General features: G+C 68.2%; 20 protein-coding genes, 1 tRNA gene and 1 pseudogene. 5 read left to right on the forward strand and 17 right to left on the reverse strand.

Features of this window, described 5'->3' with window-relative positions; all coding sequences use genetic code 11:
* Positions 1-11: 11 nt before the first annotated feature.
* The 3 genes from aroQ to ABNQ40_RS25380 form a co-directional block, all read right to left on the reverse strand.
* Positions 12-461, reverse strand: a complete 450-nt coding sequence (aroQ, locus tag ABNQ40_RS25370; protein ID WP_098740164.1) for a type II 3-dehydroquinate dehydratase — start codon at positions 459-461, stop codon at positions 12-14.
* A gap of 166 nt (positions 462-627) precedes the next feature.
* Positions 628-1,461 carry an ABC transporter substrate-binding protein gene (locus ABNQ40_RS25375; protein ID WP_247879477.1) on the reverse strand — a complete coding sequence of 278 codons (834 nt, stop codon included), beginning with the start codon at positions 1,459-1,461 and terminating at the stop codon, positions 628-630.
* A 172-nt stretch (positions 1,462-1,633) separates the two neighbouring features.
* Positions 1,634-3,106: a dynamin family protein gene (locus ABNQ40_RS25380; protein ID WP_109047373.1), complete on the reverse strand. Its 1,473-nt coding sequence runs from the start codon at positions 3,104-3,106 to the stop codon at positions 1,634-1,636.
* A gap of 153 nt (positions 3,107-3,259) precedes the next feature.
* Between ABNQ40_RS25380 and ABNQ40_RS25385 the strand changes: the two genes are divergently transcribed.
* Together ABNQ40_RS25385 and ABNQ40_RS25390 are read left to right on the forward strand one after the other, a co-directional pair.
* On the forward strand, positions 3,260-4,021 hold the full coding sequence (locus ABNQ40_RS25385; protein ID WP_247879476.1) for a hypothetical protein: 762 nt from the start codon (positions 3,260-3,262) through the stop codon (positions 4,019-4,021).
* A gap of 542 nt (positions 4,022-4,563) precedes the next feature.
* Positions 4,564-4,819: pseudogene (locus tag ABNQ40_RS25390) on the forward strand (helix-turn-helix domain-containing protein); the annotation flags it as partial.
* 585 nt (positions 4,820-5,404) lie between these two features.
* Here the strand turns inward: ABNQ40_RS25390 and ABNQ40_RS25395 are convergent.
* Positions 5,405-5,944 carry a DUF882 domain-containing protein gene (locus ABNQ40_RS25395; RefSeq protein ID WP_391347695.1) on the reverse strand — a complete coding sequence of 180 codons (540 nt, stop codon included), beginning with the start codon at positions 5,942-5,944 and terminating at the stop codon, positions 5,405-5,407.
* A gap of 486 nt (positions 5,945-6,430) precedes the next feature.
* Here ABNQ40_RS25395 and ABNQ40_RS25400 point away from each other — a divergent pair, with 486 nt between their 5' ends.
* The gene (locus ABNQ40_RS25400; RefSeq protein ID WP_391347696.1) at positions 6,431-7,759 is read left to right on the forward strand and encodes a L,D-transpeptidase family protein; all 1,329 of its coding nucleotides are present in this window, start codon (positions 6,431-6,433) and stop codon (positions 7,757-7,759) included.
* A gap of 27 nt (positions 7,760-7,786) precedes the next feature.
* Here the strand turns inward: ABNQ40_RS25400 and ABNQ40_RS25405 are convergent, their stop codons facing one another.
* Positions 7,787-8,155 carry a DUF2934 domain-containing protein gene (locus ABNQ40_RS25405; RefSeq protein WP_376958794.1) on the reverse strand — a complete coding sequence of 123 codons (369 nt, stop codon included), beginning with the start codon at positions 8,153-8,155 and terminating at the stop codon, positions 7,787-7,789.
* Positions 8,156-8,470: 315 nt separating this feature from the next.
* Here ABNQ40_RS25405 and ABNQ40_RS25410 point away from each other — a divergent pair, with 315 nt between their 5' ends.
* Complete coding sequence (locus ABNQ40_RS25410; protein ID WP_391347699.1) at positions 8,471-10,114, forward strand: polysaccharide deacetylase family protein; 1,644 nt, start codon at positions 8,471-8,473, stop codon at positions 10,112-10,114.
* A 36-nt stretch (positions 10,115-10,150) separates the two neighbouring features.
* Here the strand turns inward: ABNQ40_RS25410 and ABNQ40_RS25415 are convergent, their stop codons facing one another.
* The 8 genes from ABNQ40_RS25415 to ABNQ40_RS25450 all read right to left on the reverse strand — a co-directional run bounded on the left by ABNQ40_RS25415 (position 10,151) and on the right by ABNQ40_RS25450 (position 18,990).
* Positions 10,151-10,483, reverse strand: a complete 333-nt coding sequence (locus ABNQ40_RS25415; protein ID WP_247879493.1) for a hypothetical protein — start codon at positions 10,481-10,483, stop codon at positions 10,151-10,153.
* Positions 10,484-10,649: 166 nt separating this feature from the next.
* Positions 10,650-10,961: a hypothetical protein gene (locus ABNQ40_RS25420; RefSeq protein WP_109047499.1), complete on the reverse strand. Its 312-nt coding sequence runs from the start codon at positions 10,959-10,961 to the stop codon at positions 10,650-10,652.
* Between the two features lie 665 nt (positions 10,962-11,626).
* On the reverse strand, positions 11,627-13,693 hold the full coding sequence (locus ABNQ40_RS25425) for an amylo-alpha-1,6-glucosidase (RefSeq protein WP_109047500.1): 2,067 nt from the start codon (positions 13,691-13,693) through the stop codon (positions 11,627-11,629).
* A 28-nt stretch (positions 13,694-13,721) separates the two neighbouring features.
* Positions 13,722-15,704 (reverse strand): malto-oligosyltrehalose trehalohydrolase, encoded by a 1,983-nt coding sequence (gene treZ / locus ABNQ40_RS25430; protein ID WP_391347701.1) that lies wholly within the window; start codon positions 15,702-15,704, stop codon positions 13,722-13,724.
* Positions 15,705-15,872: 168 nt separating this feature from the next.
* Complete coding sequence (locus ABNQ40_RS25435) at positions 15,873-16,595, reverse strand: DUF6683 family protein (protein WP_109047501.1); 723 nt, start codon at positions 16,593-16,595, stop codon at positions 15,873-15,875.
* A 104-nt stretch (positions 16,596-16,699) separates the two neighbouring features.
* A complete protein-coding gene (locus ABNQ40_RS25440) occupies positions 16,700-16,954 on the reverse strand; it encodes a hypothetical protein (RefSeq protein ID WP_109047502.1) in 255 nt (84 codons plus the stop codon).
* 18 nt (positions 16,955-16,972) lie between these two features.
* A complete protein-coding gene (locus ABNQ40_RS25445; protein ID WP_109047503.1) occupies positions 16,973-18,154 on the reverse strand; it encodes a zinc-dependent alcohol dehydrogenase in 1,182 nt (393 codons plus the stop codon).
* Positions 18,151-18,990 (reverse strand): SRPBCC family protein, encoded by an 840-nt coding sequence (locus ABNQ40_RS25450; protein ID WP_109047504.1) that lies wholly within the window; start codon positions 18,988-18,990, stop codon positions 18,151-18,153. The genes ABNQ40_RS25445 and ABNQ40_RS25450 overlap by 4 nt, the downstream gene beginning before the upstream one ends.
* Before the next feature lie 156 nt (positions 18,991-19,146).
* Here ABNQ40_RS25450 and ABNQ40_RS25455 point away from each other — a divergent pair, with 156 nt between their 5' ends.
* On the forward strand, positions 19,147-19,791 hold the full coding sequence (locus ABNQ40_RS25455) for an alpha/beta hydrolase (RefSeq protein ID WP_109047505.1): 645 nt from the start codon (positions 19,147-19,149) through the stop codon (positions 19,789-19,791).
* 81 nt (positions 19,792-19,872) lie between these two features.
* On the opposite strand, the gene ABNQ40_RS25460 is transcribed toward ABNQ40_RS25455, so the two are convergent.
* The 4 genes from ABNQ40_RS25460 to ABNQ40_RS25475 form a co-directional block, all read right to left on the reverse strand.
* The gene (locus ABNQ40_RS25460) at positions 19,873-20,817 is read right to left on the reverse strand and encodes an anti-sigma factor (RefSeq protein ID WP_109047506.1); all 945 of its coding nucleotides are present in this window, start codon (positions 20,815-20,817) and stop codon (positions 19,873-19,875) included.
* Positions 20,817-21,326: a sigma-70 family RNA polymerase sigma factor gene (locus tag ABNQ40_RS25465; protein ID WP_042703142.1), complete on the reverse strand. Its 510-nt coding sequence runs from the start codon at positions 21,324-21,326 to the stop codon at positions 20,817-20,819. Before ABNQ40_RS25465 ends, ABNQ40_RS25460 begins: the two co-directional genes overlap by 1 nt.
* A 262-nt stretch (positions 21,327-21,588) precedes the next feature.
* Positions 21,589-23,268: a tetratricopeptide repeat protein gene (locus ABNQ40_RS25470; protein ID WP_109047507.1), complete on the reverse strand. Its 1,680-nt coding sequence runs from the start codon at positions 23,266-23,268 to the stop codon at positions 21,589-21,591.
* A 46-nt stretch (positions 23,269-23,314) separates the two neighbouring features.
* Positions 23,315-23,390: transfer RNA gene (locus ABNQ40_RS25475), tRNA-Ile, on the reverse strand.
* Positions 23,391-23,474: the final 84 nt, after the last annotated feature.

The following is a 23,474-nucleotide window of genomic DNA, read 5'->3' on the forward strand; positions in this document are numbered from 1 at the left end:
TTCCCGTTTCCTTAATCGCGGTCGATGATGTTCGCGATGGCGTCCAGCGCCAGAAGATACCCGTGCGGCCCGAACCCGCAGATCATCCCCCTCGCCACCGGCGAGATGTAGGAGTGATGGCGGACCGGCTCGCGCTTGAAGATGTTCGACAGATGGACCTCGATCACCGGCAGATCCGACAGAATCAGGCTGTCCATGATCGCGACCGAGGTGTGGGTATAGGCGCCGGCGTTGATGACGATGCCGTCATTCTCCGTGCGGGCCTGCTGAATCCACGAAACCAGTTCGCCTTCGTGATTCGACTGCCGGAAATCCACGGTCAGACCCAGCGTGTCGGCACGCTCGTGGCAGGCGGCCTCCAGCTCGTCCAGGGTCATCGACCCGTAGATTTGCGGCTCCCGCACACCCAGCATGTTGAGGTTCGGCCCGTTGAGGACCAGAATCGACGCGTCGATGGCCACGGCCCGCGCCCCTTTTCCATGATCGAAACCGCGCGTTTATATCACGAAGCACCGTCCTGTCCATGGCGACGGGGGCCTTCCGCGCGGAAAAGCGCGCCCAAATCCGGAAAATCGCCGCGGCAGTGCCGGAAGACCGCGCGGACCCTCAGGGAAAACCCCAGCAATATCAGGGAGCAGGCCGAAGCGGGTGGCTGAGGAGCAGCTGGTGGTAGACGCCCTGCTGTTTCAGGGCCTTCAGCCCATCGTTGAAGTCGGCGACCGTCGTCTCCGCCCCCGGCGTGGCGCGTCCGACCACCAGATGCAGCGTCACCACGGCGAAGGGCCGGTCCGCCACCCGGATGTCGTCGGCCAGGCCGGAGTGCTGAATCGCCGCAGCGCCGCTGAACTCGTCGATCACCAGAACGTCGGCCCGCCCGGTCGCCACCATGCGCACGCAGGCTCCCAGGTCGGACGGGGTCTGCCGGGTCAGGCGGCCCTGCCCGACCATCGCCTCCAGTCCGGCCGGCAGGGCGTAGCCCACCGGCTGGCAGATCGTCCGCCCCTGGAAATCCTCCAGGCCGCCGGAGTCGTCGCCTCCGGCCCGGCCGTGGAACTCCATCCCGGACCGGTTCGACAGATAGACGAACTGCCGCACCTCCATCACCGGGTCGGAGAACAGCACCTCCCGCTCGCGCTCCGGCGTGCGGATATAGGGAAAGGTGGCAAGGAAACGGCCGGCCACCACGCCATCATAGCCGCGCTTCCACGGCATGAAGCGCACGTCGTACCGGCGCCCGCCGACCGCGAAGGCCCGGCGGACCATGTCGGTCACCAGCCCGCCACCCGGCAGGTCGTCGCCGGTGTAGGGGGCATAGTCGCTGCCGGTCACCAAATCCAGGCCGGTGTAGGGGGCCGGAGCGGGTTCCCTGCCGCCGGCCTCCGGGCCGGGGACCTGCGCCTGAGCCGGGGCAACGCACAGCAGCAGCCCGGCCAGGACAATGCCCGCAGCCGAGGGTCTCACCGTGCCTATCGCCCCGTTTGCCGAATCCCGCAAGTCCGTTGGCCGTCCGCTGGTGGGTCCGGCGCCGCGGTCGTACGGCGCCGGCCAAGATCCAATCGCCAAGATCTAACGGCCTGCACGCCGCACTGTAAAGAGCCGCCGACACCCGCCGCCGGCTTGCGGTCGCTTACGGTCACTCAGCCGCGGCGGCCGGGCCGGCGGCGGCTTCCCGCGCACGGCGGCCGGCCGGATCGGTGTAGAGGTCGTTGATGCGCTGGACATGCACCGCCGTCGCCTCGCGGATGGCGAAGATCGCCTTGCGCGCCCGCCCGCCCCAGCCGGCCGGCTGGCTGGCGAAGATCGAGCGGAAGAAGCGGGTGTTCCGCAGGAAGGCCTGCCGCAGGTTCAGGTCGACGTCGCCGAAACGGTCGCTCAAGGTGGCGGCGATGCGGCGGGCGAAGAACTGGCGCAGCTTGAAATGCCCGGCCAGGAACAGCCCGCCCAGCAGCAGCGCGGTGCCGATCAGGTGCAGCGGAAGCCCGCTGTCGCCGGACTCGGACAGCCAGCCGAGGAAGGCGCCGAATCCGCCGCCCAGCGTCTGCACGACGGCGCCCAGCAGTGCCAGTAGCAGCACGCCCCACACCGCGTCGCCGATCAGCACGCGGCGGCGCCACGCCGCCATCGCCTCGCGCAGCTTGGGCAGCACCTCCCCCTCCACTTCCTTGGTCAGGCTGTCGATGGAGCCGATGATGCGATAGGCGCGGGCGACCTCGACCTCGTTGATGCGGGTCTGGAGTTCGGCCAGATCGTGGTCGCGGCGCGCCTGGTAGCGGGCGCGGCGGCCGTCATCCTCGATGTCGACGGCGGAGCGCTGGTCGTAGATGGCATAGAAGCGGCCCGACACCAGCCCGGCCTGGGCGATGGCGCGCTGCCAAGCGCCGAACACCGCCTCGAGATTGTCCTCCTTGGCGGTGGTGTCGACCTGATTGAGGATGTAGCAGACCTTGCGGGCGTCGGCGCGGTTGACCGTCTTAGCGACCAGATGGCGCAGCGTGTCCTGCATGGCGCCCGGCTCCGGATGGCGGGCGTCGAAGAAGACGAGCACGAGGTCCGACAGCTCGACGATGTGGTCGACCAGCCGCAGAACCGAACGGCGCTGGTCGTCGGCGTCGAAGCCCGGCGAGTCGATGAAGATCTTGCCCTTGGTCCGCGTCCCGGCCAGCGTCTTCAGTTGCAGGTAATTGTCGATCCGCTTGCCCTCGCCGGCGGCAACCTTCTCGATCTCGTCGGCGATGCGATAGAAGGGGAAACGCGGGTCGGCGTTGAGCGCGGTGCCGGGCAATGCCTCCTTGCGGGTTTCCGGACCGTGGCAGATGACGGTGAACTTGTCGTCCACCGCCTGATTGCCGGTGTTCTGCAACACCTCGCCCAGATAGCCGTTGAGGAAGGTCGACTTGCCGGCGGAGAAGGTGCCGAGCACCGCGACCATCGGCCACCAGGGAATGCGGGTGGTCAGCGATTCATGGCGGTCGATCAGCCCCAGCCCGGACAGGATACGGTCGAAGGCACGGAAGGTCGGGAGGACCGGCAGCAGGTTGGGGTTTTCCGCCCGCAGATGGGCATCCAAAGCCGCAAGGCGCTGCTGAAGGGCTTGCCGGGGGGTCATGGCGGGCGAATCCACTGTTGCACGGGCCGAAAAAGAACGGCCCCTCTCTAGCACGGGCGCGACCGGCACCGGACATGAAATCTCCCTCATCTTCCGTCCCGGGATTTTCCGAACGGAGCGCCGGGGCGGGGAATCCAAACGGGGCCGGGCGAAATGCCGCGGGAACAGGACCGGGCGGACACGCGTTTCCCGGCGATGGACGACAGCGACCATCATGATGGCGGCCAGGACAGCGGCCAGAACGACGGCAAGGGTGGCGGTCGCGGGGAGATCCGCGACGGCGGAGCCCTGCCGGCGGGCGCCGATCAGGCGCATCGGCTGACCGCGGACGAGCTGGCCTTCCTGCTGCGCGACCCGATGCTGCGGGCGCGGGAGGCGGAGCGTGCCGCGAAGTCCAACCGCAGCCGCACCGAGCGTCGGGCGGCGGACCCGGCCTATGCCGAGCGGCTGCGGGCCGGCGACCGCGAGCGCCAGCGCCGGCGGCGCCTGCGCGATTCCATCGGCCGGCCCGAACCGCCGGAGCCGGTGGCCGCCGACCTGCCGGATCTGACCGTGGCGCAGGCGGAGGCGCGGCTCACCGACCATCTGGACGGCAGACCGTCCGCCCAGGCGGCACAACTGCGCGGACGGCCCGACCGCATCCGGCTCTATGCCGAGGCCTTCGTCGCCTACCGCATTTTGTCGGCCGGCGGCGTCCGGCCGACCCGCGGGATGCTGGCCGCCCTGCTGAAATCCCGCTTCGGCCGCGCTGTCACGCCGTCCCAGGTTCAGAAGCTGCGCGACCATGTGGAAGGCTTCGCCATGGCCGGCGGTCCCTGGGCGATGGCGTCCCCCCACCCGTCCGGCACTGCCCGAACGAGGAGCACCCGGAAGGCCGATACGGATAGTCACGCACCGCGGCCCCCGCGCCCCTGAATCGCCGGTTCCGGACCCCAGTTAACGGCGGCTCAATAAGGTTAATTATGTATTAACGCTTGTCTGGCCAACCATGCGACCCGAACGGCCCGGCCCGGATGCAGCGTGACGGACCGTATCGGCCTTGAGAGAAGAAAGTTTCTCTCTGCTCTCCGGTTTATTTATTACAACCAGAAGGTTCTTCACCACCATTTGTGGCGGTGCAAATCTTATCGGTTCCCGATCACGGAATTTCTATAATCGAAAAGCTATTGGCCCAACCAATGGATGATCCCAAAGACTCGGTGATTTCCGCAAAGGGATGAATGCAGGGATCCGGCAGAGGCTTGGCGCAATTGATTCTCAGCGTCGGCGAAATAATACAAAGCTGTAATATGACAACCCCTGCGAATGCTGCACCACCACCAATGCCTATCGGAATATGGCAAACACACACCAATATTCAGAAGTTTTCTCTTGAATCGCTTCAACGAATGTGTGAACAATCTTTTCATTATCGCAAAGTCAGGCCGCGGAAGACTGGGCAGCGGAGACCAATGGACATGAGTGAACCGACGGCGCGCAAAAGAGGACGACGCGGATCGCCGGAGTCCTGGTCTGTGGACGCCCATGTCGGGCAACGGGTGCGAATGCGCCGGACCCTGCTGGGAATGAGCCAGGAAAAACTGGGCGAAGCGATCGGCCTGACCTTTCAGCAGGTCCAGAAATACGAACGCGGCTCCAACCGTATTTCGGCGGGCACCCTGTATCGGCTGAGCCAGGTTCTGGACGTTCCCGTAAGTTTCTTTTTCGATACCTACAATGACGCCGACAGCCCACGCCGCTCACGCGGCGGTTTCGAGGAGTCGGACGACAGCGACAGCCAGATCAGCCGGCGTGAGGCACGATTGCTGCGCCTGTGGCGCGCCGCCCCCTCCCATGTGTCGGACGAGATGCTGTCGCTGCTCTCTGCCCTTTCCCCCGAAATCAAGGAACCGCCGGAAGGCCCCGGCGAGGGTGAGGACGGCGAGGCGGATGCATCTTCTCGATCGGGCAGTCCACAGTCGTCGGTCAACCAGGGAAGCCGCCTTGCCGGCACCGAGATCGTCGCCGCCGGACCGGATGGCGAAAGCGTCCGCAAGGCCGGTCGTCCGGTGCGCAGCGACGCGCCGCGGGTCAAGCCGGTGAAGTCAGCCGATGCCGCCAGCCAGAGCAAGTCGCGACGGCGTCACGGCGCGGTGTGGGACCCGACCGACATCGTGCGCGCGTCCAAGCCATCACCGAGAAGCTGATCCAGGTCCGGCATTTGAAAAGCCGCGCTCGGCTGGCAGCAAAAGAAAAAGGCTCCGCATCAGCCGATGCGGAGCCTTTCTCATAACAGGACGGGCACGGTTGCCGGCGGCCTTACCAGCTGCGGACCGGACCGACGTCGAGATGGACGAAGCCGCTGCGCGGGTAGAAGCCGACACCGCCGGACTGCATCCCCTTCGCCGTCTCGGAAATGGCGCGCAGTTGGGTGTCGGGAAGGCGGATGTCGATGGCCATGCCGCGGGTGTGATAGCTCTCCTTCGCGACGCCACGCGACCGGCGCCGGGCCATCGCATTGGTGCGGCGGGAGCGGTAGCCGCAGATCACCTCGAACGGATCGTCGGATCCGACGCTCTGGTGAACGCGGGCGAGCAGGTCGAACAGGCGCGGGTCGTAGTGGCAGACCTGCTTGGCGCGGTGGTCGCGCAGAAGCACGTCCAGCTTGCGCAGCGCGTCCGGCTTGTAATTGCCGTCGGCCCAATAGACGCCGTCGAACCGTTCCTGCGTGTTGATGTTGTGCAGGCTGATTCGCCGGACGCTGCCGGCCAGGGGAGCGGCTTCCGCAGAGCCCGATCCCAGAAGGACCGGCGCCGTCGCCACACCCGTCACCACACCGGTGGCGACCCCCGTCATCATCCCCGATGCGGCCGGAAGAGCCGCAGATACCGCCGCCGCGGCAAAACCAAGGAACCCGCGCCGCCCGATTGCCGGTACGGCACGCTCATCATCCCCCAAATGCATCCCCGAACCTCGTCGTCTTACGTTTTTGCCGTTCTACGCTGTGGCCGTTCGGCGTTTGGCGGGTCGCGCGGCGCCCGCGGTGATAGTATCAGCCTTATGACCAACGCTGATCCGAAGCGTCCCGTCTGGTGTGAATCGTCTCCGGACGGATATTCGTATAGGGAAGGTCATCGGCTGAGGCAATTAAAAAATTTCACAGTGTGACCTTCTTGCATAGGCGGGTCATAGGACGGCGGCAGGAAGATCACACCGGAAGAATGATCGACCGGATTTCTCGCCGCGCGCCTCGCCTTCCATTATTGCGTTGCATAAATTGATCGGGAGGGCAGCGGTGCATCCATTCCGATGCTTCGCTGGACCACAGTGACAGAAGGTGCCGCCATGATCGCTTCCGCCGACCTCCGCATGTCCCGCAAGCTGGCCCTGCTGGCGCTGACCGCCGCATCGGCGATGGCGCTGCTCGGGGCCGGGCCGGCGGACGCCCTGCCCTACCGCGACACCTTGACCCAGTGGGCCGACCGGCTGGATGCCGCCGCGGTGGAGCTGGACCAGGCCCCGGTACAGACCTCCACCCGGATCGGGGAAGGCGGGCTGATGAAGCTGGGCAGCAGCGGCGAGCGTGTCGGCCGGCTGGCTCAGCGCCTGGCCGAACTCGGCCTGCTGCCGGCCGACAAGGTGTCGGAGGTGTTCACGACCGACATCGACCGCGCGGTGAAGGCCTTCCAGCTCGCCCAGCGGATGAAGCCCGACGGGCTGATCGGCGCCGGCACAAGGGCGGCGCTCGACCGCACGCCGGCCGAGGCCGCGGCGCTGATGCGGCAGAGCGCCGTCGCGATGCGCAGCTTCCGCGACACCGCCCCGGACAATATCCTGGTGGTGAACCTGACCAACCAGACCACCACCCTGGTCCGCGGCGGGGAGGAGGAGCTGACGATGCGCGCCATCGTCGGCCGGCCGTCGCGCGAGACGCCCCTGCTGACCGATCGCATCACCCACGTCATCGTCAACCCGACCTGGACGGTGCCGCCCACCGTTCTGAAGGAAGACAAGCTGCCGAACCTGCGCGCCAAGGGCACGCCCGGCATCCAGAACGCCATCGTCTATCTCGACGGGCAGGAGGTGGCGCCGGAATCGGTCGACTGGCACGACGTCACGCCGGGCCGTGTCCGCATCGTCCAGCAGCCGGGCGACCACAATGCCCTCGGCCGGTTCCGCTTCAACCTGACCAACCCCTACGACATCTATCTGCACGGCACCAACGAGCCGCGGCTGTTCGCCCGCGAACTGCGCTCGATCAGTTCCGGCTGCGTCCGTCTGGAGGATCCGCGCAAGCTGGCCGAGTTGCTGCTGCAAGGCACCAGCGTGACGCCGGAGCGGATCGATCGCATGCTGGGCAAGCAGCAGCCGCAATGGGTCAAGCTAGCGGCACCGATGCCGGTGCAGTTCGTCTACTGGATCGCGACGGTGGAGGCCGATGGGGCGGTCCGCCTGCATCCGGACATCTATGATCGTCTGGACGACGCGCCGGCCGCGGTGTCCGTTCCGGCGCCGCTATCCGGCGCGCTTCCGGGCACCACGCCCGCCGCGGCCCCCGCGCTGTCTCCGGCTGCCATGCCGCCTGCCGGTGGGCAGCCCAATGCGGGCCGCGCCGCCATGCCGCTGGACAAGAGCGGCACGGCGGAAAATGCGGCGAACAAGTCCAGCGTCTGACGAAGGCCGGACGGCGCGACGCCTGGCTTATGCCCGGCGTCGCGTCTTCTTGCTGCGGTTGGGCGGCACGGCGGTCGAGGCCGCCTCTTCCGGCGTCGGCCAGACGTCGCGGTCGCCGCGCATCGGGATGCCCATCTCTTCGCCCTGGTCGGCGAGGCCGGGCTGTTCGCCCTGGTTGGCGATGCTCAGCACCGGCTCGACCGGCTCGGTGCGCATCGCGGTCGCTTCCGGACCGCCGGCAGGGTTGGGCTTCAGCGTGTCGAGATAATTGTCCTGGATGGCGATCTCTTCGCTGGCCAGCTCCCAATGGGCCTCGGAACGACCCTCCGGCCGGCCTTCATTTTCCCAGATCTCGTGCGCGCGCCGACGGATGCGGCTTTCCAAATCCTCGGCCATACGGGTCGTCTCCTTCACGGGTGGGCTTTGCGGAGGGAGGCAGGAACGGCGCGCGGCGGCGACCGCCGCCCCGGTCCGCCCCGCCGGTCCTGTAATGAACCACGCCGCTCCCCCGCCGGTTCCGGAACGCTTCCGCTCTATGCTTTCGTTCTCCCTGCACCCGCCACCGTTTCCGAACGGCAACGCCCCTGTGAAAAGCGGCGAAGCCGCCACAATTCCGCCGCTTGTCGTTTGAATTAACCCCATCGTGATGATATTGCACCGCCATCAACCGGCGGTCCGCAGACAGTGGCTGGGCCAAGCGACGGGACCGATATGTTGCGCATTTTCTGGCCGAATCCCGCCTCAACCAGCACCCGACTCCGGGCGGCCGATGCCGTCCGAAGCCATGGCGGCGCCCTGGTCCCGCTGGGCCGCGCCGGCATGCTCAAGGTCGCTTTGCTGGCCTGCGCCCTCGGCCTGCCTGCCCTGCCTGCCGTCGCTGCCGAGCCTGCCGCAAAGCGTCCGTCCGCCATGAAGGTGGAGGCGAAGCCTGCCGTTCCGGTGCAGGCCGCCACACCCGCAGCCGCCCCGGCGCCCGATGGTCCGGTTCTACAGCTGGGCATCTATTCCCGCGACGGCGATGCATGGCTGAGCTGGAAGAATTTGCAGCAGCGCGAGCGTGAGCTGACGGCAGGCCTGACCGCATCGGTCATGCAGCTGGACGGGAAGAGCGGTGCCGGCGTGGCGCTCTACGCCCAGGTCGGCAAGGGGACGGACGCGCGGGCGCTGTGCCGGCGGATCGTCGGTGCCGGCTTCGGCTGCCTTGTCGTGGACCGCCCGGCCGTGGCCGAAAAGCCGGCGGAGAAGGCGACACCCGCCAGTGCCGCTGCCACTGTCACCGCTCCGTCCGCCCCGGCGGCGGGCGGCGCCTCCGCAATCCCGGCATTGGCCCCTGTTGCGGCCCCTGTTGCGCCCGCTGCGTCGGCGAAGCCGCCGGCCGTGACCGTGGCGGTCGCCCCGGCGCCGACGCCCATGCCGGCCCCCATACAGGCCGAGGCCAAGCCGCCGCAGCCGGCCGGCAACCGCGAGACGGTGACGACCACCACCTCTTCCGTCCTGGCGCCGATCGGATCGGCTGTCGCCGCTCCGCTGGCGCCCCCGCCGCCGCCGTCGGTGGCCAACGCGACGCCGCCGGCCGACGGGCTGATCATCTACAACGAGGAAGACGCCCGCACCATGGCGGACATCGAGCAGCACAGCCGCCGCAAAGGCCGGCTGCGCTCGGTGATGCCGGATTCGCGCTATGACGTGATGCCGGCGACGCTGAAGCGGGAGAACTGGAACCTCTGCGCCCTGACCTTCGACGACGGGCCGCACCGCACGGTCACCCGCCAGATCCTGGACATCCTGAACCAGGAAGGCGTGCGCGCCACCTATTTCCCGGTCGGCCGCATCGCCGAGCGGCAGGGCGACCTGATCCATGATTTCGTTGCCGCCGGGCACGAGATCGGCAACCACAGCCTGACCCATTCCGACCTGCGCAAGATGGACGCCACCGGCGCCCGCTACGAGATCGCGGAGACCAACCGCATCCTGCGCAGCTTCGGCGCCAACCCGGTGCTGTTCCGCCCGCCCTATGGCCGCTATTCGGACGAGCTGCTGACCATCGCGCGGGACGAGCGCATGGGCTCCGTCCTGTGGTCGGTGGACACGCGCGACTGGCAGGTGCGCAACGCCGACAAGATCGTCAGCCAGATCAAGCTGGGCGGACTGCCGGGCAACGTCTTCCTGATGCACTCCACCTATCCCAGCACGGCGCAGGCGTTGCCGCGCGTCATCGCCGAACTGAAAGCCAAGGGCTGCGAGTTCGTCACCCTGTCGGAATGGCTGGAACGGGCGCGCGTCCTGGCGCTGCCGAAGATCGTCAATGCCGGCATGCCGTCACCGGGCGGGGACGAGGCGACCGGCCGCCAGTAAGGCACCGCCCGCCACCTGAGCGCCACCCGATGGGCCTCAGCGGGCGCCCTTGCCGTCCTGCTTCTTGCGATTCTGGGCGTATTGGCGGATCACCGCATCGACTTCCGTCGGCAGGATGCTCCAGGTCGCACCGACGCTGTCGCCCTTGATCTCCACCACCGAAACGGTGGCGTTGAAGGTGAATTTGCCGGCGGCATCGTCGACGCGCACCGACACCTTGGCGTTCTGCCCGACCACCAGCGACCCGTCGAAACCGCGGGCGACGAAGCCCTTGGGCGTCAGTGACACGATGGGATAGCTTTTTCCGTCGCACTGGATGACGCTGACCGGCATGCGGGCCGCCGGCTTGGCGGCCTTCTTGTCGGTCACAGAGACCTTCAGAAAATCGAAAAGCCCCATACCGTGCCCCCGGAAAGCCGCCCCCGCTTGCGACGGACGGAAGGGCGAGTGCCGCCCTCGCCCGCGATTAAACGCGGGCACGCTTCGCGTAGCAACGAAATCCTGTCGGGTTGCCGTCAGGGAAGAACCTGATGCCTCAGGGACGGCCGGCGCCCTGCCCGGTCTCCTGCCCGAAGTCCTGAATCGCCGCCCATGCCCGCTGCGCCCGCCTGAAGGACAGCAAGGCGAAGGGCAGCAGGGTGACGAGGACCACCGCCATGCCGACCATCACCGACAAGGCCCCCAGCGCATCGGCGGCCGGAAGCTGCGCAACCAGGCTGGCCATGAGATGCAGGATCAGCGCCCCCAGCACCGACGCGCCCAGCAGCGGACCGACCACGGCGGGCAGCCCGCCCAGGAGTCCCCGTGCCGGCGCTTCGGTCGGTTTGGCGACGGCATCGCCGTCCACCCATCCGGACCGGCCCGGCCCAAACCGGACTGGCCCAGACCGGACCGCCGGGTATGGCAAGCCGGCGACGCCCCGCACAACGCTCCGCATTGGCACCTCCGCTCTGGCTGTTCTCCCGCACCCCGTACGGTCTGATTCACGTGGCTCAATCGGATTACCGAAGGAACCGGTGCGGGAACTATAGGATGCTTTCTCCGGTCTGGCTAAAATCCAATACGGTTACCCCCTTGCGCTGAGCACCACCTGCATCCCTGCCCAAAGTAAAGGCATCTTATGGACAGGTTCATTGTATAGGCACGACGAATGGCTTGGCCGCCGGCCTCGCCCGCGGTCTCCACAGAGGCTGTGGATAACTGTGTGGGCAAGCCGTGAGCAGTCCCGATTCGCGCAAGGCGATTCAAGGGGCCCACTGTGTTTGCCCAAAAATCAGGCAATCTACGCAACCGCCTGATTTACAAGAATAATCACGTTTTTCCGGCTGTTGGTGCCTCAGCGGCGTGTCAACTGAAATCTGTCACATTCCACCGGACACTGCGATTTCACACCCTGTTGTGCCCTGTTGACAACTGCTCCCAAGGGCATTGCACCATCGTTGCGGGTAAGGCGGCCCCCATCGGCCGCCCTATGACCTTCGGGTGGGTGACGACCCCAACCCCCGGCGCCGCCTAGCTTTCCGTCTTCACCCAGCAGCGCAGCACCTCCGCCACGCTCCAGGCCTGTGAGATGCAGCCGCGGGGGGTAAACGGGGCCTCGGCATCGAAGATTTCGCTGATGGTGCCGATGCCGGCCTCGTCCAGATGCGGCAGGAAACCCTCCAGCAGCCGGCGCCCGCCCGCCTTGTCCTCCGGGTGCAGCTTCAGCCAAGCATCGACATAGGGGCCGATCAGCCAGCCCCAGACGGTGCCCTGGTGGTAGGCGGCGTCGCGCGCCCGCAGATCGCCGAAATATTTCGCCTTGTAGTCGCGGCAGCCCGGCGCCAGCGACCGCAGCCCCAACGGGGTCAGCAGGTGCTTGCGCACCGTCTCCACCACCGGTTCCCAGCGCTCGCGCTCCAGAACCGGATGGTCGAGCGAGACGGCGAAGATCTGGTTGGGCCGGCAGGCGATGTCGTCGCCATGCTCGCCATCCACCACATCGAACAGATGCCCGGCGGACTGGCACCAGAAGCGCGCGTTGAACGAGGCGCGTGCCTGATCGGCCAGTTCCTCCAGCGGGCGGGCGGCGGCCTCGCCGTCCTCCTCGCGCAGCCAGCCGGCCGTCAGCCGCAGGGCGTTGTGCCACAGCGCATTGATCTCCACCGCCTTGCCCCGGCGCGGCGTGACCACCCAGTCATCGACCTTGGCGTCCATCCAGGTCAGCTGGTAGCCCTCCTGCCCCTGGCGCAGCAGCCCGTCCCGGGGATCGACGCCGATGCCGAAGCGGGTGCCGCGGCGGTGGAAGTCGATCACCTCGCGCAGCTTGGGCAGCAGCAGGCGCAGCGTGTCGCGGTCGCCGGTGACGCCCAGATAGCGGTGCAGCGCATGGAAGAACCACAGCGTGGCGTCGGCGGTGTGGTACAGCCCGCGGTCCTTGCCGTCGGGGAACATGTTGGGGATCAGGCCGTCGCGGATGTAATGGCCGAAGGTGTGCAGGATCCACCCTGCCTCCAGATGGCGTCCGGTGGCGAGCGTCAGCCCCTCCAGCGCGATCATGGTGTCGCGGCCCCAGTCGGTGAACCAATGGTAGCCGGCGATCACCGTCCGCACCTCGTCGCCCTCCGCCCGCGCCCTCATCTGGTCGGCGACGCGGCCGGCCGGCACGAACAGGAAGCTGTCGGCCGACAGCACCAGCTCCGCCATCGCGCCGTTGCGCAAGCTGGGATGGGCGTTCTGGATGATGCGGCGGCGGCGTTCAGCCTCGAACCCCAGCACATCGGCCGGCGGCAGGGCTTCCAGCCGCCACCAGTCCTCGGTCGCGGCGGCGAAGGTGATGCTCTGGCCCGCCCCGACCTCACCGCTGAAATAGCCGGGGGTCCACAGCGACCCGCGCGACTCGTAGCCGCGTTCGTCCTCCACCCGGTAATAGACGTCGCGGCGGATGCCGCCGTCGAGCGTCATCGGGAAATCGCCGCCTTCGATGGCCATGCGCAGCACCGGCAGGTCGGGGCCGGCCGAGACCTCATATTGCTGCCCCGACGCGGTGATTCGATAGGCCCCGGCCAGCGGCCGGTCCACCGCCGATTCCAGCGTGCGGAAGGCCAGAACCGGCCGCAGCCGCAGCTGTACCGGTGCCTTCGCTTCCATCACCCGGTAGGTGACGTGGACGATGTTCTGGCCGTGCGGCAGGACGACCTGCTTCTCGATCACCGCCCCGCCGGCACGGAAGCGCCAGACCGGCAGCCCGGTCTCCATGCGGAATTCCTGAAGGGCGGCGGTCTGCCCCACCTCCCCCGCTTCGCCGCCGGCCGGATCGCCGCCGCCTGGATCACCACCAGTGTCGCGGGAACTCAGCCGGTAGCGGTGACCGTCGGAGTCGATGACCACGTCGCTCAACTGGCTCAGCATCAGCACGCGGCCGAGCGGAGCCGGCAGTGCGGCGATCAGCAGCCCGTGATAACGCCGTGTCACCGCCCCCGACACCGACCCGGAGGCATAGCCGCCAAGACCGTTGGCAACCAGCCATTCACGGGTTTCGGCACCTTTCGGACCGGTGTTCAGGACCTCGCGTGACAGGGTGCGGACGAAATCAGCCATGGTGGACCTATGCTCAGCTATCGGTTTCCTATCCTTGGGAAACCACGATGACCGGGGTTGTGTTGCCACCCTCATCGTCGCTTTCCGTCGAAAAGCCATGTGCCGGTCGCAAAACCAGCGCCGCATGGCCGGGCAGCCGCCACGCTCCGTCCGGCTGCTCCACCGCCGCCGTGCCGCAGCCGCCATAGGCGGGCTCCTCGCTGGACCACAGCACAGTCCAGGCCCCATCCAGCGGCGGTGCCAGCAGCGGTTCGGCCATCACAGTCAGGGTAAGGTCGCGACCAAGATTGACCAGCAGCAGCCGGTCGTCGCCCTCCTCCCCGAAGAAGCGCAGGATGAAAGCCTCCTCCCCCAGCACGGCGCCGTCCAGCCCTCCGATGCACTGGGCGGCGAAGACCGGGTCCTCGCGGCGCAGGCGCAGCAGGTCGCGGTGCAGCGCCCAGACCGCGGCGTTGCTTTCCCGCTCGCGATGGTCGAGCTTGCAGCGGGTGAAGCTGTCCTCGGCATGCGGCTTCGGCAGGGCCGCCTGCATCGCCGGCCCCGCGATGCTGGGGAACTGGGCCAGGAACTCCGCCCTGCCCTTCTCGACCAGTCCGGCCAGATCCGGCTTGTGGTCGGCAAAATAGAGGAAGGGGGCGCTGGCGGCGAATTCCTGGCCCTGGAACAGCATCGGCGTGCCGGGGCCCAGCAGGAACAATGCCGTCATCGCCCGCAGCCGGCCCGGCGTGGTCAGGGCATGCAACCGCAGTCCGCGCGCGGAGTTGGCGATCTGGTCGTGATTCTGCAGGAAGCTGACGAAGGCCGGGCGTGGCACGCCAAAGGCCGGCATGCCGCGCCGCTTGCGCTGCCAGCGATACCACTGTCCCTGGTAGAGGAAGCCGTACTTCATCGCCGACACGAATTCCTGCGGTGTGCCGCGATAATCGGTGTAATAGGCCTCCATCCGGCCGGTCAGCGCCACCATCGCCGAATGGTGCAGGTCGTCGTTCCAGATGGCGCACAGCCCGCAGCCACCCTCTTCGGCCGGCTTCACCATGCTGGCATGCTGCGGCTCGTTCTCCCCCACGACAATGGTGGCGCGCCCGCCGGCGGCCTGGCGCACGGCACGCGAGATTTCAGTCAGAATGTGCGGCTTGCCCTGAGCTTCGCTGCCGTCATTGATCGACTGCGTGGCGTCCAGCCGCAACCCGTCCAGGTGGTATTCCTCGATCCAGAAGGCGGCGTTGGTCAGGAAGAACTCCCGCACCGGCTCCGAATTGGGGCCGTCGAAGTTGATCGCCTCACCCCAGTCGTTCCTGTAGCGGTCGGTGAAGTAGTCCTTGGCGAAGCATTTCAGGTAATTGCCGTCCGGCCCGAAATGGTTGTAGACGACGTCGAGAATGACGGCGAGGCCCAGCCGGTGTGCCTCATTCACGAAGCGCCGCATGGCGTCCGCATCGCCATAGAGCCGCGTCGGCGCAAACAGGTTCACCCCGTCATAGCCCCAGCCGAAGCGGCCGGGAAACTCCGACACCGGCATCAGCTCCAGCACCGTCACGCCCAGATCGGCCAGCCTCGGCAGTTCCGCCAGCGCGGCATCCCAGGTCCCTTCGGGTGTGAAGGTGCCGATATGCATCTCGTAGATCACCTGCCCCTTGATGGCGCGGCCCTGCCAGCCCTGGTCGGTCCAGGCGAAGCGGTGTGGGTCGACCAATTGCGAGGCCCCATGCGCCCCCTCCGGCTGAAAGCGCGACATCGGATCAGGAAAGAGCATCTCCTTCCCGTCCAGCCGGAAGCGGTAGAGTCCGCCGGCCTCCAACTCCGGAACCGCACCGGAGAAATAGCCGTTCCCCTCGTCGCCCAGCACCGTTGCCCGCCCGTCCGGTTCGGCGACCAGCTCCACCCGCTCGGCATCGGGCGCCCAGACCCTGGCATGGGCGCCTCCGGGCAGCGCTTCCACCCCGATGGGCCAGCGGCGTTCGACAGTGGCCTGCACCTGCTCGACAAGCGGAATTGCGGCGGAAATCGTCACGGCAACGGCCCCCCGGTGAGTGATGCGGATTTCCGCTGTGCCTACGCTAAACAGGAGCGAGGCGGTGTGATCACGCCGGAGGTGGAAAATTGTTTCGAAAACTATGGATTTAGCGGCGGGGTCGTCCGCGGGTTGGGATTGCCACGGGAAACCGGGAGACGCGGCCCCTCACCTCTTGCCATTGGGAACGAAGCCGCCGCCGGTGATCTCCATCCCGGCCATGTCGAGCCCCATGCCCTGCGCGCCCTTGGCGACGGCGGCCCGGACCTGCCGCATCCGCACGGGATCGCGCTTCGCCTGCTCCACCGCTCCATCGATCAGCGCCGTCTGGACCAGCAGGGCTTCGGCAAGCTCCTGCTTCTCCGCATCGGACGCCCTGGCGGGACTGCCGGCGGCGTTCAGCGCACGCGCCGACTGGGCGCGGACGGCGGCGTACATGTCGCGGCCCAGCGTGTCGTTGTCGCCGCGTGTCGCCTGCCATGCGGTGATCCACCACAGCGCATAGGCATCCGCGACATTGTCGATCCGCAGGCCGACGGGAGCGATCAGCGTCCTGATCCGCTCGATGATGTCGCCCTCCGCGAACAGGCGCTGCAGATCGGCCGCACCGCTCGGATCGACCGCCCGCGTCCGCTCGACGAAGGCGGCGAGGTTGGCACTGCGCCGCGCCTTCGACGGCGTGAAGCCCAGTCGCGAGACATCCGGCGGCGGCGTGTTGCGCCGTTCCTGCTCGTTTCTCAGTTCGCGCAGATAGGTGCCGAGGATGTCCGTCTGGGCAATCGATGGCACGAGGGTGCTCCACGCCCAGCCGTCGATGATCGACTGCTGGGCGGCCGCGTCGCTGCCGCCCAGCGCGACGGTCAGAACGACCGCGCTCAGAAACCTCCGCATCCCGCACTCCCGACCCGATGCACGAAAGGGGAGAGCGGACGACAGACCGCTCTCCCAGGGAAGACTTTCCATGGGATTATCGCATCCGGACTATGCCGCAGCGCTCAAACCCGCTCGCCGAAGCTCCGTGCGGCGGCATCGATCACCAGCGGGTGGGCGCGGAGCGCGATCAGCGCCGCCTCGACCTTGTCGTCGGTGACCTCCAGCGTCACCACCACGTCGGAGCGGTCGCCGCGCTCGGCGTCCCGCTCCTCCCGCCCCCGCTGCACGACAGTGCCGAAGCGGTCGCGCAGGCTGCCGACGATCTCGGCCTCCACGCCCCGGCCGCGCTCCGCGGGATAGGCATAGACCAGTTCCATCTGTCTCTCCTTGTCGCTTCAACCCTGCGGCGCGAAGACGACGCGCAGGCAGTCGTCGGCCTTCTCCTTGAACATGCGGTAGGCCTGCGGCCCGTCGTCCAGCGGCAGCCGGTGCGTCATCAGGTAGGAGGGGTCCAGCTCGCCGTTGCGGATGTGCTCGAACAGCCGCTCGGCATAGCGCTGGCCGTTCTGCTGGCCCATGCGGAAGGTCAGGCCCTTGTTCATCGCCGCCCCCATCGGGAACTTATCGATCAGCCCGCCATAGACGCCGACGATGGAGAGGGTGCCGCCCTTGCGGCAGCTCTCGATCATCTGGCGCAGCACCGCCGGCCGGTCGGTCTGCAGCCCCACCGCCTGCTTGGCCCGGTCATAGAGATCCTCCACCGCGTTCGATCCGCTGTCGGCCTCCATGCCGACGGCGTCGATGCAGACGTCGGGACCGCGCCCGCCGGTCATCGCCTGAAGCGCGTCGAAGATGTCGACCCGGCTGTAATCCAGCGTCTCCGCCCCCGCCTTCATCTGGGCGGCGCGCAGCCGGTCGGGTACGCGGTCGATGCCGATCACCCGCTCCGCCCCCAGCAGATAGGCGCTGCGGATCGCCATCTGGCCGACGCCGCCGCAGCCCCACACCGCCACCACGTCGCCCGGCTTGATGCCGGCCATGTCGGCGGCCATGTAGCCGGTCGGCACGGCGTCGGACACGAAGACCGCCTTCTCGTCGCTCACCCCGTCGGGCACGCGGATGGCGTTGAAGTCGGCATAGGGCACGCGGATGTATTCGGCATGGCTGCCGGCATAGCCGCCAAAGGCATGGCTGTAGCCGAAGATGCCGGCGCCGCAATGGCCGTAGGCGGTGCGGGCATGGTCCGGGTTCGGGTTGGAGTTGTCGCACAGCGAGCTTTCGCCGTGCCGGCAGTGACCGCAATGGCCGCAGCCGATGATCGACACCGTGATGACCCGGTCGCCGCGGTTGAGATAGCGGACCTCCGGCCCCTTCTCCACGATCTCGCCCAGGAACTCGTGGCCGATGATGTCGCCGGGCCGCATGGTCGGCACATAGCCGTCGATCAGATGCAGGTCCGACCCGCAGACCGACGACAGCGCCACCTTGACGATCACGTCATGCGGATTGATCAGCACCGGGTCGGGCACCCGCTCCACCCGCAGGTCGTTGGTTCCGTTCCAGCAGAGCGCCTTCATTCCGTCGCCTCCCGGAAAGGGCCGGAGGTTCCGCCGCGCGGCTGCCGTTCGATGGTGGACAGCTCGCCCGTCTCCACCCGCTGCTTCAGCCGGCGCAGCGCCTCCTCCGCCTGTCCCGCCGGCGTGGTGCCCAGCAGCGCCGCCACCTCGGTCGCCGGGACGCGGTAGACCAGCGTCAGCCGCACCTCCGTCCCGCGGTCGCCCGGCGCCGGGCGCAGCATCAGCGAGGCGCGGTGCGGCAGGGCCGTCTCGCCCACCGTATGCCAAGTCAGCAGCCGGTCCTCGTCGACGCGGTCCAGCACGCAGCGCCAGTTCGGCGCTTCGCCTGCGGACTCCCCCGCTGACTGTGTCGCGGATTTGCCGACCCAGCGGCTTTCGGTCGCCGACAGCACATCGACCCGCTCCAGCTGGGGCATCAGCTTCGGCAGGTTGGCGAAGTTGCGCCAGAAGCGGAAGATCGTCCCGGCATCCGACGCGATGGTGACCACCGCCTGCGTGCGTTCCGGCGTCAGCGACCGGCGGCGGGTGGCCGGACCCTGGTGGCGCCATGCGCCGGGGTTCGGTGCCGTGCCGAGCGACCGCTCGCCGAAGGGCCGCAGCCCGAGGGCGCCGGCGGCGAACAGGCCGGCGCCGCCCAGCGCCATCATCGCCCCGCCCCAGCCCGACCGCTGCAATCCCAGAACGCCGAGCGCCGTACCGCCGACCATGGCAAGCCAGCGGCCGCCGGTCGCGGCACCGCCCGATCCCGCGCCCGCAAGGCCGGAACCCAGGCCCGAGAGGAGAGAGTCCGGCTGCGGCCAGCGGCCACCCCGCCCGGTCAAACTGTTCGACGCCATCGCCGCTCCTTTCCCGTCTGTGCAGAGACTATGGACAGAGAACAGCCGGATTGCGGCTTCGTTGCCTCACCCGCCGCCTTACTTGCCGTGGTAAGCGGCAACCGCAGGGCGTCTGCGCTGTTGATCTCCACAGCAAAGATCGGATGGGAGGATGCCGTGCCTCTTCTGGACGCCACCATGGGCATCGTCGACGCCGAGGGCTTTCGGCCGGTGACGCTGGAAACCGACCGCGGCCCTGTCCAGGCCCGCTTCTACCCGGCGCCGGACGGCGAACTGGCGGTGCTGTGGGTCGGTGGGGTCGGTGGTGGGTTCGACACCCCGGCGCGCGGGCTCTACCCGCGCCTGGCCGCGGATTTCACCGCCGACGGCGTCGCCTCGTTGCGCCTGCGCTTCCGCGATCCGCGCGACCTGGAGGAGGCGGTGCACGACGCGCTGTGCGGGCTCAGCTTCCTGGGCCGGCAGGGCATCCACCATGTGGCGCTGGTCGGCCATTCCTTCGGCGGCGCGGTGGCGATCCAGGCGGCGGCGTCGAACCGTGGTGCAGTCTGCACCGTGGTGACGCTGGCGACCCAGGGCTACGGCACCGATCCGGTCGGTGACCTGTCCTGCCCCATCCTGCTGATCCATGGCGAGGCGGACGAGATTCTGCCGGCCAGCTGCTCCATCCACGTCCACCGCAAGGCGGGCGAGCCGAAGAAGCTGGTTCTGGTCCCCGGCACCGGCCATGCGCTGGAAGAGGCGTCGGAAGCGGTCTGCCGCGAGGTGCGCGACTGGCTGAAGACCTACCTGCTGGAGCGATAAGGTCTGCCGAAACGTAAGGTCTGCCGAAACGACAAGGGGCGCCACCGGCGCCCCTCCCCTCGATCTGCTTGGGAGATTCCCTCAGCTTTCCTTGGCCTTGTGCGTGTCGCTGATCGGCTGCACGCCCGCCGGCTGCTCCTGCTGCTGTTGGGGCTGCTGCTGTTGCTGCTGCTCCGGCGGAGCCTCGCGCCGCGGCGGGCCGGCCTTCACGTCCTGATAGACCGCCTTGGCGATCTCCAGCAGCTCCTCCTTCGACAGGCGGCCGGCCAGGGCGTAGGCCAGCGGCCCTTCGACCCAGTAGAAGGTCGCCACGTCGCCGTTCTGGGTGAAGCTGAAGTTGGACTGGTTGCCGCTCTGCGGAGCGCCGACGAACAGGGTGATCCGCTTGTTGCCGTCGTTGGCGTACATGTACTGCGCGCCGGCGCCGAGGTCGGTCGGCAGCGAGCGGCCGCCGATCAGGCGATAGCCGACGCGGCCCAGGTCCGGCCCGAACACGTCGCGGCCCATCCGCTTCGACAGCCAGCCGTTCAGCTCGTCCTGATTGTCGGCGCCGAGCTCCACCTGGAAGCGTTCGTCCGAGGTGTAGAAGCGGTGCGCCTGGGTGGCTTCCTGGGCGAAGGTGGCGAGCGTCTGGCGCTGCTGGGCGACGGGAGCGCCGACCTGCTGGTCGACCCCGCGGCCCATCCAGCCGCCGGCGGCACCGGCAACCACCAGCATCACCGCCGCGGCGAAGCGCACCAGCGGACGGGCATGCCAGGCCGGACGGTTGTCGTTGAAGGCGACGCGCCCCTTCAGCCGGTCGGACAGTTCCTGAACCTTGTCGCTCGGCGGCTCGCGCAGGACGGTGTCGAACATCTCGTGCAGCAGGATCGCCTGGGCGCGGTAATCCTCCGCCCGGCGTGCCGCCTCCGGATCCTCGGCCAGCCATCGCTCCACCGCCAGACGACGGTTGCCGTCCAGCTGCCCGTCGACATAGGCGTGGAGTTCGTCCTCCGTGACCCGTCCCAGTCCCTGATGCGCGTTCATCACTTCACCCGCCGGAGGGTAACGCCACCCTCGTTCGCCAGTTTCGCCCGTACCGCCTCGCGCGCCCTGGACAGGCGCGACATGACGGTCCCGATCGGCACGCCGAGCATATCGGCGACCTCGTCGTATTTCAGGCCCTCCAGCGCCACCAGAAGCAGCACCTTGCGCTGTTCCTCCGGCAACTCGTCGACCGCGCGCATCATCTCGCGCAACTCGACACGCTCTTCCTGCCGGGGCGGGCTGACCAGCTTGGATTCGACGTCGTCGACGTCGACCTCCTGCGGCCGGGCAGCCTTGGAACGGACCTGATTGACGTGGACGTTGTGCAGGATGGTGAAAAGCCATGCCCGCAGGTTCGTCCCCGCCTGGAAGCTGTCGGCACGCGCCACCGCGCGCGTCAGCGCCTCCTGCACCAGATCCTCCGCATCCGCGCTGTTGCGCATCAGCGCACGCGCGTAGCGCCGCAAGGACGCGATGTGGACTTCCAGATCGACCCCGAATTTGCTCAACCGCGCACCCGATCCTTAACCGATCACGCCACGGCTCACGCCATGGCCTCCCCCTTCTGCCGACAAGGCGGACGGGGACGACGAGGGCGCCGCAACTCCAGAGGCCGGGCCGGCTCCTTCGACCTTGCGGCCGAATGGGAGACCCGATGCATATGGGTGCGAACGCGCGCCGCGCATCCTTTATTCCAGACTTTATGAGGCTTGCAGCAAAATTTGTGCGGTACCGCCACGCTTGTGCCGAAAAGGCTTCAGAGCGGCCCCGTCAGTTGCCGGCCAGGGCAATCCGCCGCTCCGCCAATGCCGCCAGATCGGCCCGCAGCCGCTCCACCGGCCCCGACCAGTCGCCGGGAGCCGTCTGGCGGTAGAGCCGAGCCGTCGGATACCAGGGCGACTCCTCCAGCCCGCGCAGCCAGCGCCATTCCGACCCGGCATGCAGCAGCACCGACACCGGCCGCCCCAGCGCGCCGGCCAGATGGGCCATGAAGGTGCAGGAGCTGATCACCACATCAAGCTCGCCCAGGGCCGCCGCGGTGTTGTCCATGCCCTGCAACGAGCAGCCCCAATCGACGGTGCCGGCGGGCAGCGGGAATTTGGCCATGTCGTCGCGCCCCTGCCCGAACTGGAGCACCACCGCCGTCGTCCCCGGAATGCCGAACAGCGGCAGCAGCGGCTCCAGACGGGGCGAACGGACGCGGTCATAGCGGAAATGCACCGAACCGGCCCAGACGATGCCGATCCTCAGCCCCTCCAGACCCGCGGCCCTCCCGGCCCAGAGGGCCTTCGCCGCCTGCGAAGCGTGGAGATAGGGGATGTCCGCGGGAATGCTGTCCAGCCCGGTCCCCATCCGATGGACCAGGCTCATCACATGGGCATGCATGTCGTAGGGCGGCAGTTCGTCGTCATAGCCGAAGGCGGCGTCGACGATGCGTGAGGACCGCAGCAGCCCCAGCAGGTTTTCCTGGCCGCAGAACAGCACCCGCATCCCCTGCGCCCGCAGGATCGGCGCATAGCGGATGAACTGGATCGCATCGCCTATGCCACGGTCGGCATGGATCAGCAGGGTCGCCCCCGGCCGGATGCTGCCGTCCCAGTCCGGCCGGTCGAAACGCCGCGGCGGCTGGAACAGCGGCAGCCGCAGTCTTTCCTCATAGAGCGCCGCCCCCTCGCGCAGGCGCCCCATCAGCATCAGCGCGCTGCCCTGCCCGACCGCCGCCTCCGCCAGGGCCGGGTCGAGGCGGCGGGCATGGGCGAAGGCCGCCACCGACGCTTCCGCCCGATGCCGTTGCAGATGCGCGAATCCGAGATTGCTCCAGCTTGCCGGATCGGCCGGATCGAGCGCCAGCGCCCGGCAGAGCGCCGGCCGCGCCTCCTCGATCCGCCCCGCCTCGACCAGTTCCGCTCCTGCCGCGGCCCAGGCCGGCGCCGTGCCGCGAAGCCGTGCCAGCCGGGCCAGCTCCGTCGCCGCCTCCGGCATGGCCTGCCGGCGCAGGGTTTCCGCCAGATTGTTCAGGCTGCGCCCATGGTCGGGCGCCAGCAGCAGCGCTGCCCGGTAAAGCGGCAGCGCCGCCGATGCGTCGCCGCTCGCCAGCCGCAGATCGGCGAGGTCACAGAGCAGGTCGGGAGCCAGCGCGCCGGCAAGCGCCGCCCGATGCAGGACGGCCGCCGCCTCTTCCGCCCGGCCCAGCCGCTTCAGGCAGGCCGCGAGGTTGCGGGCATAGGCGGGATTGCCCGGCGCGCTGCACAGCGACCGCCGGAACGGCGCCAGCGCCCCCACCGCATCGCCGCTGCCGATGGCCGCGACACCGAGAATGCTCCAGCCGTCGCCGCGCCCCGGATCGAGCGCCAGCGCCTGCCGCAACGCCCTGCGCGCCGCCGCCGGTTCCCGCCGCTGCAACGCCGCCGCCGCCGATTGAATGAGTTGGAGAACGTCGCCCACGACCATGCCCCGCCATGTCCCCGATCAGAGTGTTGGGTCGGTCGGGGAGGCGTGGTGGGCCCGGCCGGATTTGAACCGACGACAACACCGTTATGAGCGGCGCGTTCTAACCGCTGAACTACAGGCCCTACCGCGGGGCGCACTTTGCGACAAAGTCTTGGGGAGTTGCAACCCCTCGTTCATCGTTCCGACACAGGAATCCGGAAACGAAA

Origin of the sequence: Azospirillum sp. A23, from assembly GCF_042938965.1 — a bacterium.
Lineage (GTDB): Bacteria > Pseudomonadota > Alphaproteobacteria > Azospirillales > Azospirillaceae > Azospirillum > Azospirillum melinis.

Bases quoted from the DNA above. Each gene is read 5' to 3' on its own strand.
- ABNQ40_RS25380 (WP_109047373.1), bottom strand. From the start codon at position 3,106: ATGACCCCCCGGCAAGCCCTTCAGCAGCGCCTTGCGGCTTTGGATGCC.
- ABNQ40_RS25385 (WP_247879476.1), top strand. From the start codon at position 3,260: ATGCCGCGGGAACAGGACCGGGCGGACACGCGTTTCCCGGCGATGGAC.
- ABNQ40_RS25395 (WP_391347695.1), bottom strand. From the start codon at position 5,944: ATGATGACGGGGGTCGCCACCGGTGTGGTGACGGGTGTGGCGACGGCG.
- ABNQ40_RS25400 (WP_391347696.1), top strand. From the start codon at position 6,431: ATGATCGCTTCCGCCGACCTCCGCATGTCCCGCAAGCTGGCCCTGCTG.
- ABNQ40_RS25405 (WP_376958794.1), bottom strand. From the start codon at position 8,155: ATGGCCGAGGATTTGGAAAGCCGCATCCGTCGGCGCGCGCACGAGATC.
- ABNQ40_RS25410 (WP_391347699.1), top strand. From the start codon at position 8,471: ATGTTGCGCATTTTCTGGCCGAATCCCGCCTCAACCAGCACCCGACTC.
- ABNQ40_RS25425 (WP_109047500.1), bottom strand. From the start codon at position 13,693: ATGGCTGATTTCGTCCGCACCCTGTCACGCGAGGTCCTGAACACCGGT.
- ABNQ40_RS25435 (WP_109047501.1), bottom strand. From the start codon at position 16,595: ATGCGGAGGTTTCTGAGCGCGGTCGTTCTGACCGTCGCGCTGGGCGGC.
- ABNQ40_RS25440 (WP_109047502.1), bottom strand. From the start codon at position 16,954: ATGGAACTGGTCTATGCCTATCCCGCGGAGCGCGGCCGGGGCGTGGAG.
- ABNQ40_RS25445 (WP_109047503.1), bottom strand. From the start codon at position 18,154: ATGAAGGCGCTCTGCTGGAACGGAACCAACGACCTGCGGGTGGAGCGG.
- ABNQ40_RS25450 (WP_109047504.1), bottom strand. From the start codon at position 18,990: ATGGCGTCGAACAGTTTGACCGGGCGGGGTGGCCGCTGGCCGCAGCCG.
- ABNQ40_RS25460 (WP_109047506.1), bottom strand. From the start codon at position 20,817: ATGAACGCGCATCAGGGACTGGGACGGGTCACGGAGGACGAACTCCAC.
- ABNQ40_RS25470 (WP_109047507.1), bottom strand. From the start codon at position 23,268: ATGGTCGTGGGCGACGTTCTCCAACTCATTCAATCGGCGGCGGCGGCG.